Source organism: Streptomyces sp. NPDC054813 (genome assembly GCF_053611365.1).
This window is the reverse complement of sequence record NZ_JBSHAF010000012.1, coordinates 283,499-293,083: the sequence shown is the minus strand read 5'-3', so window position 1 is coordinate 293,083 and position 9,585 is coordinate 283,499. Positions and strand designations below refer to the sequence as shown.

Sequence of the window (9,585 nt, the reverse complement as noted above, 5' to 3'; positions counted from 1 at the left end):
GGAGCCGGCGGGCCCCCACGCGTTCCCCTTTTTCCCTCACGGGAGTTTCCCCTCACCGGCCGCCGGGCCGCCCGAGGGCGCCCGGCGACATCCCTGCGGAGCCGCTCCGGCCGTTCCACCGGGGAACAGATCTCCGCACGACCAGGAAACACCCGTTCGGGCCAACCCTCCACCGGAGCACGGCGCCCCAAGGGTTTCCGGCGCCCGGCCGCCCGCCCCCGGCCGCCGTGTCGTCCATTCGGCTCGACCTGACGCCCCGCCGTGCCCCGGATGCAGTCACACCGCTCGCCCGACCTGCCCTCAGGGGCTTGCCTGGAGACGTGCCCCCAGTGCCCTCCGCGCCCACAGGGCCCGCGCGGCCGGTACGGCGCACCCGGGCCGTCCGTCACCGGAACGCCCTGTCGGCCCTGTTGATCGCGCTGTCCTGTCTGCTGCTGCCGTTCGGCGCGCTGGCGGCCTGGGCGGCGTACGGGCTGGCGGACACCGGACAGTACGTCAGCTCGATGGCGCCGCTGGCCGACGACCCGGACGTCCGGGACGCGGTGGCGGACACCGTCGGCGAGGGCATCATGCGCGAGGTGGACATCGGCCGGCCGATGCAGGGCACGGTCGCGCCCTTCGTACGTGAGGCGGTCCGCTCCTTCACCCAGACCCGGGCGTTCCGGCTGGCCTGGGACGCGGGCAACCGGGCCACCCACGACGCGATCCTGCGCGCGCTCCAGGACGAGCGCGAGGAGGCCGTGACCGTCGACCTCGCGCCGGTGACCGCCCAGGTCAAGGACCAGCTCACCCAGGACCATGTGCCGCTCGCGGCCCGTATCCCGGTCCAGCACACGGCCGTCGCGGTACTTCCGGCGGCGGAACTGGACCGGCTCCGGAAGGGGTTCCACGTGCTCGAAGTCGCCGGCTTCTGGCTGCCCGTCGCGGCCGCCGTCTTCGCGGTCGGAGGTATCGCCGTCGCCGTCCACCGCCGCCGTGCGGTGCTCGCGACCGCGCTCGGTACGGCGCTGGGCGGCGGCCTGCTGGGGCTCGCCCTCGCCTTCGGCCGCCGGCTCACCCTGGCCGGCCTGCCGGCCGACGTCTCGCACCCGGCCGCGGCTGCCGTCTACGACGCCCTGACGTCCACCCTGCGCACGGTCTCCTGGCTGCTGCTGGGCCTGGGCCTGGCGGTGGCCGCGCTGGCCTGGCTCGGCGGACACGTCCGCCGCCGTCCGGGCAAGGAGCAGGAACCGGCCTCCGACACGCCCGATTCCGCCGCCCTCAGGACGGATTCACAGCCTGCCGGTCAGAACATGCCCATCCCGTAACCGGCGGCCTGCTGGACCGACCCACGTCAGGGGCGTCGCGCCGCGAGTTCCGCGAGCGTGCGCAGCGCCCCCACCAGCTCGGGCTCGGCCACCGAGGCGAGCCCGAGCCGTACCGCGTCCGGCGTCCGCTTCGGGTCGACCCGGAAGGCGGTGCCGGGCGTGATCCCGATGCCGTGCGCCGCTGCGGCCGCCGTGAAGCCGTCCGCCCGCCAGGGCGCGGGCAGTTCCCACCAGGCGAAGTACCCGCACGGGTCGGCCCGTACGGCGTACCCGTCGAGCAGCTCGTGGACGAGCCCCTGCCGCCGCCCGGCCTGCTCCCGCTTGGCCGCGACGAGCCGGGCCACGGTCCCGTCCCCGATCCACCGCACGGCCGCCTCCAGCGCGAACGCCCCCGGCCCCCACCCCCCGGACCACACGGCCGCCGCCACCGCGTCCACCCGGTCCTGAGGTACGACGACGAACCCGACGGTGAGCCCGGGCGCGACCCGCTTGGAGAGCGAGTCGACGACATGGACGAGGCCGGGCGCGAGGGCGGCGAGCGGCGGCTCGGGGCCGGTGTGCAGAAACGACCAGACCCGGTCCTCCACGACCGGCAGCGCCAAATCGTCCACACAGCGTGCGAGTTGGAGCCGCCGCTCGGTCGGCACGGTCCGGGAGGTCGGATTGTGCAGGGTCGGCTGGAGGTAGAGGGCGGAGAGCGGGGCGGACCGGTGCGCGGCGCGCACGGACTCGACGACGGGCCCCCGCTCGTCCGTCTCCACCGGCACCAGCGTCACGGAGAGCCGGGCCGCGACCTCCTTGACCAGTGGATACGTCAGCGGCTCGACCCCGACCCGGCCGCCCGGCCGGACCAGCGAGGCCAGGGTGGCGGCGACGGCCTGGCGGGCGTTGCCGGTGAAAAGGACACGGCTGGGTTCGGGCCGCCAGCCGCCGGTGGCGAGCAGCGCGGCGACGGCCTCCCGGGCCCGCGGGGTGCCGTCGGCGGCGCCGGTTCGCAGCGCGTCGCCGAGCGCGTCGGGCCGCAGCAGGGGAGCGAGCGCGGGGGCCAGCAGTTCCGGCTGCCCGGGCACGGAGGGGTAGTTGAGCTCCAGGTTGACGCGGGCGGTGCCGTCCTCGACCAGTGCCCGCCCCTGCGGGGTGACCTCGGTGGCCCGGACGAAGGTGCCGCGCCCGACCTCGCCCACCACCAGACCGCGCCGCACCAGTTCGGCGTAGACCCGCCCGGCGGTCGAGGGGGCGATGCCGTGCCGCCGTGCGAACGCCCGCTGCGGAGGCAGCCGTTGCCCGGCCCGCAACCGCCCCCGCGCGATGTCCAGCGCGATCCGGTCGGCGATCCCCCGAAAGTCGTCCACAGCCATCTCCCCGCCGGCATTGCACCGAGGGCAAAGATCTTATTGCACCGATGAGTTGACCGCACCTAGGGTCGTTCACATGCCCCCCTTCCTCGCATATGACGATAATGACCCGCAAACCTCGCGAACCCCCTTGCTGCTGATCCATGGCCACCCCTTCGACCGCACGATGTGGCACCCCCAGCGCACCGCCTTCGCCCCCTCCCGCCGGGTCATCACCCCCGACCTGCGCGGCTACGGCACCTCCCCGGTCACCCCGGGCGTCACCCCGCTCTCCCGCTTCGCGGCGGACGTGGCGGAACTCCTCGACGCGCTGGAGGTGGAGACCTGCGTTCTCGTGGGCCTGTCGATGGGCGGCCAGATCGCGATGGAGTGCTACGACCGCTTCGGCGCCGACCGCGTGCGGGGCCTGGTCCTGGCGGACACCTTCCCCACCCCGGAGGCACCGGAGGGCAGGCGGGCCCGCAACGCCATGGCCGACCGACTGCTGCGCGAAGGCATGCGGGGCTACGCCGACGAGGTCCTGGAGAAGATGGTCGCCCCCTACGCCCGTCCGGAGGTGAAGGCCCACGTCCACCGCATGATGACGGCCACCGACCCCGAGGGCGCGGCGGCGGCACTGCGCGGCCGGGCCGAACGCCCCGACTACCGCCCCCTGCTGACGAAGGTCACGGTCCCGGCGCTGGTGGTGGTCGGCACCGACGACGAGTACACCCCCGTCTCCGACGCCGAGGCCATGCACGCCCTGCTCCCCGACGCCACCCTCCGGATCATCGACGCGGCGGCCCACCTGCCGAACCTGGAACGGCCGGAGGAGTTCAACCGGGCGCTGGCTGAGTTCCTGGCGCGGGTGGACGAAGGGTCGTGATCCCGGCCGGGTGACGACGGCGCCCGGCCCCGGATCCCGGCCCGCGACCCGGGCGGCCGCCCCGCTTCTCCGCCGCCTGACCCACACCGACCACCGCGCCCTCGTCGTGGACATCACGCTCCACCAGCACCGGCGCCGATAATGGGCGCATGTCCCGCGAGTTCCCCATCGGCCTCACCCCTCCCGACTGGCTGGTAAGGAACCTCCGGCCCCAGCAGGCCGCGCCCCTCAACTGGGCCGCCCTGGCCCGCGCCGCCCTCGGCATGGCCCTCCCGCTCACCATCGGGCTCGCCGTCGGACAGCCCGCGTACGGCGCGCTCGCCTCCATGGGCGCCCTGTCCGGGGTCATCGGCGACACCGCCGACGCCTACCGGATGCGGATCCTCAACATCGCGGTCCCCCAGCTCTTCGGCGCCGTCGGCGTCACCGCCGGTGCGCTGGTCTACGGCCAGGGCTGGCTGACGGTCGCCGTCATCACCAGCATCGCGCTGATCTCCGGGATGATCTCGACGATCGGCGCGGTGTCCTCCGTCTCCGGCCTCCTCCTGCTGCTCAACTCCGTGATCGGCGCGGGCCTGCCGCTGCCCGGCGCCTGGTGGCTGACCCCGGTCCTGATGACCGGCGGCGGCCTGCTGGTCCTCCTCCTCGCCCTGCTGGCCTGGCCGCTGCGCTCGGGCGTACCCGAACGCTCGGCGGTCGCCGCCACCTACCGCACGGTCGCCGGCCAGCTCACGGCCATCGGCACCGCCGACGCCGAGGAGTACGACCGCGCCCGGCACACCGTCACCCAGTCGCTGAACCAGTCGTACGACCTGATCCTGGCCCGGCGCGCCCGGTACCGCGGCCGCAGCCGCGAACTCACCCGCATGCTGGCCCAGCTGAACGCGATCACCCCGGTGGTGGAGGCCGCCCCCGCCGCCCGGCTCGCCGGAAAGCCGCTGCCGCCCGAGATCCCGGCGGCGATCCACCACATCGCCGACGCCGTCGACACCGGCTACACCGGCCCGATAGGGCTCGACCTCCCCGAGCCGCGCAACGAGACCGCCCGGGCCGTCGACCACGCCCTGCGGCACGTCGCCGAGGTCGCCACCAGCCCCGACGTCGACCCGCGCGGCATCGACGACCGCCTCGGCCGCCCCGCCGCCCTCGGCATCCGCACCGCCCGCGCCGCCCGCAGCGTCGTACTGTCCGCCAACTCCTGGCGCTACGGCATTCGCCTGGCCCTGTGCATCGGCATCGCGCAGGCGCTGGTGTCCCTGATCCCGGTCCCGCGCTCCTACTGGGTCGCCCTCACCGTCACCTTCGTCCTCAAGCCCGACTTCGGCTCGGTCTTCTCCCGGGCGCTGCTGCGCGCACTGGGCACGGTGGTGGGCCTGGGGGTGGCGGCGACCGTCCTCACCCTCGTCCCGCGCGGCTGGCCGGACGTCCCGGTGATGCTGCTCCTGGCTCCGCTCATCCCCGCCCTCACCCCCCGGGGCTACGGCTTCCAGACCGCCGCCATCACCCCGGTGATCCTGCTCCTCTCCGACGAACTGAACCACCAGGGCATCGGCCTGCTCCTGCCCCGCCTCCTCGACTCCCTGATGGGCTGCGCCATCGCGCTGATCGCCGGCTACCTCCTCTGGCCGGAGAGCTGGCGCACCCGGGTCGGCGACCAGCTCGCGAACGCGGTCGCGGACACCGCGGACTACGTCGACCTGGCCTTCGATGAGGGCGCGGAGCCGGCCGCCCGCGCCCGGATGCGGCGCCGCCTCTACCGCGACCTGTCCACCATCCGTACGGAGTTCCAGCGCGCCCTGACCGAGCCGCCGCCGACGGGACGGCGGGCGGCCGCCTGGTGGCCGCTCGTCGTCGCCGTGGAACGCATCGTCGACGCGACGACGGCGGCCCGGGTCCGGGTACGGCACGGAGCACCGCCCCCGCCCCGTGCCGAGGTGGACCAGATCGCTCTGCAGCTACGCGAGTTGGCGGACGGCGTCCGCGAGGCGGACACCCTGGTCGCGGTCCGTAAGGACCTCCCGGGCCCACCGGACAGCGTCCTGGAACCCCTCCGCCAGGAGGTGGCGGCTGCCCGCGCGATCGCGTCCCCCCACTAGGACGCGCCCTGCCCCGCTCGCCGGGCACCGCCGGCAGCTCGCGTACTTTACTATCCCATTGCGGCCTCGTGATGTGAGCGTGACATCGTGGCCACGGTTGCGCACAGGGGCGGCCACCGAATGAAGGAGAGGTGAACCGACGGGAACCGGCGGGGAGTTGAGAAGGGGCCGGAACTCGACGACCGTACGCCCGACAGGAGTCATCGACCCTCCCCAAGATCGCAACCTGGGGCCGCTAACCTTACGTGTCCGTCCTGGCCAGCGATTGACGGGTATCAACTCACGCGAAGGGTTGCGCACATGGGCATTCTCACTCTCCTGCGGAACGCATTCGGCCGGTCGCGAAAGCCGCGCACCGCCGAGGCGGAGGGTGCAGACCAGCTCCCTTCGCAGCCGACGCCGGCACCGGCGTCGAAGCAGGAAGCACCTGAACCGGCCGCCCCGGCGGCGGTCCCGGAACCCCGCCCGGGGGACACCGACGAGCACGATCTGGTAACGGCGGCGTTCGAGAACGTGACCGTGCCGAAGCAGGCATCACGAACGATCGAACCGGAAATCGAGGTCCGCGCAGAGACACCGACCGACCCGAGGCCGACGGCCGAGCCTGCCGCATCGGCGGAGCCGGAGGCCGCGACTGAGGCTGCCGCATCGGCGGAGCCGGAGGCCGCGGCTGACGGCAAGGCTGAATCGCCGACCGAGGCAGAGGTCACGACAGAGGCCGAGCCGGAAGCGCCGGCCGAGGCCGAGACTGAAGCGCCGGTCGAGGCTGAAGCGGAGACGGTGGCTGAGCCTGTGGCCGAAGCCGCGCCGGTGGCCGAGGCGAAGGCCGACGCCGAGGCCGACGTGACTGCGGAGCCGGTGCCGGAGGCCGAGGCCGAGGCCGAGCCCGTGGCTGAGGTGGCGGATGAGCCGGCAGCCGAGGCCGAGCCGGTCGCGGAGCCGGAGGCCGAGGCGGTTGCCGAGTCGACGCCGGAAGCGGTGGCAGCGGCCGAGCCGCAGGCCGCGGCCGAGGCCGAGCCGGAGACCGTGATCGAGCCGACGCCGGAGGCCGTGATCGAGCCGACGCCGGAGGCCGAGGCCGAGCCCGTCACCGAGCCGGCTGCCGAACCGACGCCCGAACCGGTCGCCGAAACGGTCACGGAGCCCGCCCCCGAGGCCACGCCGGCCGACGCCCCGGAACCCGCCGCGGCCGCCGACGGCGAATCCGCCCCGCAGGGGCCACCCGCACCCGACAACGAAACTGTCACGGGTGGTGCGGGTGGGAACGACCCGGCCGAAGGCGAAGCCGAGGCCGCGGTCGGCGATGACGCCGCGGCCACCGCCCTTGCCAAGGCCGGCCTCACCGGCACCCACGCCGCCACCTACCTCGTCCTCGACCGCTCCGCCAGCATGCGCGCGTACTACAAGGACGGCTCCGCCGCGGCCCTCGCCGACCAGACCCTCGCCCTCGCCGCCCACCTCACCCCGGCCACGGACACCCCCACCGTCCACGTGGTCTTCTTCTCCACCGAGGTCGACGGCACCACCGACCTCACCCCGGCCTCCCCCGAGAACGCGATCGACGAGGCACACGCCGGCCTCGGCCGCATGGGCCGTACCAGCTACCACGCCGCCGTGGGAGCCGTACTCGCGCACTACGACAAGAACGCCATCCCCGGCGCCCCGGCCACCCCCGCCCTCGTCATCTTCCAGACCGACGGCGCCCCCGACGCCAAGACCCCCGCCACCCAGTCCCTCACCGACGCCGCGAAGTCCCACCCCTCGGTGTTCTTCTCCTTCGTCGCGTTCGGCGAGCACGAGAACAAGGCCTTCGACTACCTCCGCAAGCTGAAGACCGGCAACGCGGCCTTCTTCCACGCGGGCCCGACCCCCCTGGAACTCACGGACGCGGAGCTCTACGACGGCGTACTGATCGACTGGCGCCCGTAAGCCCCGGCGGCACACCCCGCCGCCACGACCCACCGCACGACCCACGGCACGGCCCCCATGCCGCCCGCTTCTCACCCCGTAAAACGGGAGGCGGGCGGCATACACATGTCGGCTACGATTTCAAGGTTCGCAAAAGCAGCAACGAATCCGACCTGGGAGCAGCCCCCGATGGCTCGACACCTCATCACCAGCGCCCTTCCGTACATCAACGGGATCAAGCACCTGGGCAACATGGTGGGGTCCATGCTCCCGGCGGACGTGTACTCCCGGTACCTGCGCCAGCGCGGCCACGAGGTCCTCTACATCTGCGCGACGGACGAGCACGGCACCCCCGCCGAACTCGCGGCGAAGGAGCAGGGCATCCCGGTCGACGAGTTCTGCGCCCAGGCGCACGACGCCCAGAAGGCGGTCTACGACGGCTTCGCGCTCGCGTTCGACTACTTCGGCCGCAGCTCCAGCCCCGAGAACCGCGAGATCACCCAGCACTTCGCCCGCCGCCTGAACGAGAACGGCTTCATCGAGGAGCGGTCGATCCGCCAGGTGTACTCCCCGGTGGACGGCCGCTTCCTCCCGGACCGCTACGTCGAGGGCACCTGCCCGCACTGCGGCTACGACAAGGCCCGCGGTGACCAGTGCGAGAACTGCACCCGCGTGCTGGACCCGACCGACCTGATCAACCCGCGCTCGGCGATCTCCGGCTCCACGGACCTGGAGATCCGCGAGACCAAGCACCTCTTCCTCCTCCAGTCCAAGCTGGAGAACGAGGTCCGCGAGTGGGTCTCGAAGCACGACAAGGACTGGCCGCAGCTGGCCTCCTCGATCGCCCACAAGTGGCTGACCGAGGGCCTGCACGACCGGGCGATCACCCGTGACCTGGACTGGGGCGTCCCGGTCCCGGCCGACACCTGGCCGGAGCTGGCGGCGGAGGGCAAGGTCTTCTACGTCTGGTTCGACGCCCCGATCGAGTACATCGGCGCGACGAAGGAGTGGTCCGACCAGGACCCGTCCAACCGGGACTGGAAGTCCTGGTGGTACGACGTCGACAACGACGTCCGCTACACGGAGTTCATGGCGAAGGACAACGTCCCCTTCCACACGGTGATGTTCCCGGCCACCGAACTCGGCGTCCGCGAGCCGTGGAAGAAGGTCGACTACGTCAAGGCCTTCAACTGGCTGACGTACTACGGCGGCAAGTTCTCGACCTCGCAGAAGCGCGGCGTCTTCACCGACCAGGCCCTGGCGATCCTCCCCGCCGACTACTGGCGCTACTTCCTGATCGCCAACGCCCCCGAGTCGGACGACTCCTCCTTCACCTGGGAGCACTTCACGGCCACGGTGAACAAGGACCTGGCCGACACCCTCGGCAACTTCGTCAACCGCGTCCTGTCCTTCTCCAAGAAGCGCTTCGGCGAGGAGGTCCCGGCCGGCGGCGAGCCCGGCGAGGCGGAGGCGAAGCTGGGCGAGCAGATCGCCGAACTCCTCGCCGAGTACGAGTCGCAGATGGAGTCCCTCCAGTTCCGCAAGGCCGCGGCGGCCCTCCGCGCCCTCTGGTCGGCCGGCAACTCCTACCTGGAGGAGAAGGCCCCCTGGCTGGAGATCAAGACGGACAAGGACGGCGCGGCCCTGACCCTGCGCACGGCGATGAACCTGATCCACCTCTACGCGGTGGTCTCGGAGCCCTTCATCCCGGCGACGGCGAAGATCATGCGTGAGGCGTTCGCCATGACCGACGACACGGCGACCTGGGTCACCGCCGCCGAGGCGAAGGCGCTGACCGCCGTCCCCGCCGGCACCCCCTTCACGGTTCCCCCGGTCCTCTTCGCCAAGCTCACGGACGAGGACCTGGAGACGTACAAGGAACGCTTCGGCGGCACGCCCGCCGAGTAAGCCCCCGCCCGCACCACACATGCACCACCGCAGCACACGCACCGCCGAAGGCCCGGCGGGGGGGGCCCCCCACCCCCCGGGGGGGGCGGGGGGGGTTGTAGCGCCTATAAGTCAGTGAAAAGAGTATAGCCAGGCTGCACCCACGC

Annotated in this window: 6 protein-coding genes; 5 read left to right on the top strand and 1 reads right to left on the bottom strand. The window is 72.8% G+C overall.

The window, feature by feature from the left end:
- The first annotated feature begins 329 nt into the window (after positions 1 to 329).
- Positions 330 to 1,307 (top strand): hypothetical protein, encoded by a 978-nt coding sequence (locus ACWGJB_RS25720; RefSeq protein WP_453382465.1) that lies wholly within the window; start codon positions 330 to 332, stop codon positions 1,305 to 1,307.
- Between the two features lie 26 nt (positions 1,308 to 1,333).
- Here ACWGJB_RS25720 and ACWGJB_RS25715 read toward each other — a convergent pair whose 3' ends face one another.
- Entirely contained in the window at positions 1,334 to 2,659 is a 1,326-nt protein-coding gene (locus ACWGJB_RS25715; protein ID WP_453382439.1) for an aminotransferase-like domain-containing protein, read from the bottom strand.
- Between the two features lie 79 nt (positions 2,660 to 2,738).
- Here ACWGJB_RS25715 and ACWGJB_RS25710 point away from each other — a divergent pair, with 79 nt between their 5' ends.
- The 4 genes from ACWGJB_RS25710 (at position 2,739) to metG (ending at position 9,439) form a co-directional block, all read left to right on the top strand.
- Positions 2,739 to 3,527 carry an alpha/beta fold hydrolase gene (locus ACWGJB_RS25710; RefSeq protein WP_453382438.1) on the top strand — a complete coding sequence of 263 codons (789 nt, stop codon included), beginning with the start codon at positions 2,739 to 2,741 and terminating at the stop codon, positions 3,525 to 3,527.
- A gap of 149 nt (positions 3,528 to 3,676) precedes the next feature.
- A complete protein-coding gene (locus ACWGJB_RS25705) occupies positions 3,677 to 5,623 on the top strand; it encodes an FUSC family protein (RefSeq protein WP_453382437.1) in 1,947 nt (648 codons plus the stop codon).
- A 780-nt stretch (positions 5,624 to 6,403) separates the two neighbouring features.
- Entirely contained in the window at positions 6,404 to 7,552 is a 1,149-nt protein-coding gene (locus ACWGJB_RS25700; RefSeq protein WP_453382436.1) for a VWA domain-containing protein, read from the top strand.
- Positions 7,553 to 7,720: 168 nt separating this feature from the next.
- Positions 7,721 to 9,439 carry a methionine--tRNA ligase gene (gene metG, locus ACWGJB_RS25695; protein WP_453382435.1) on the top strand — a complete coding sequence of 573 codons (1,719 nt, stop codon included), beginning with the start codon at positions 7,721 to 7,723 and terminating at the stop codon, positions 9,437 to 9,439.
- Positions 9,440 to 9,585: the final 146 nt, after the last annotated feature.

Bases quoted from the DNA above. Each gene is read 5' to 3' on its own strand.
- ACWGJB_RS25710 (WP_453382438.1), top strand. From the start codon at position 2,739: ATGCCCCCCTTCCTCGCATATGACGATAATGACCCGCAAACCTCGCGA.
- ACWGJB_RS25705 (WP_453382437.1), top strand. From the start codon at position 3,677: ATGTCCCGCGAGTTCCCCATCGGCCTCACCCCTCCCGACTGGCTGGTA.
- metG (WP_453382435.1), top strand. From the start codon at position 7,721: ATGGCTCGACACCTCATCACCAGCGCCCTTCCGTACATCAACGGGATC.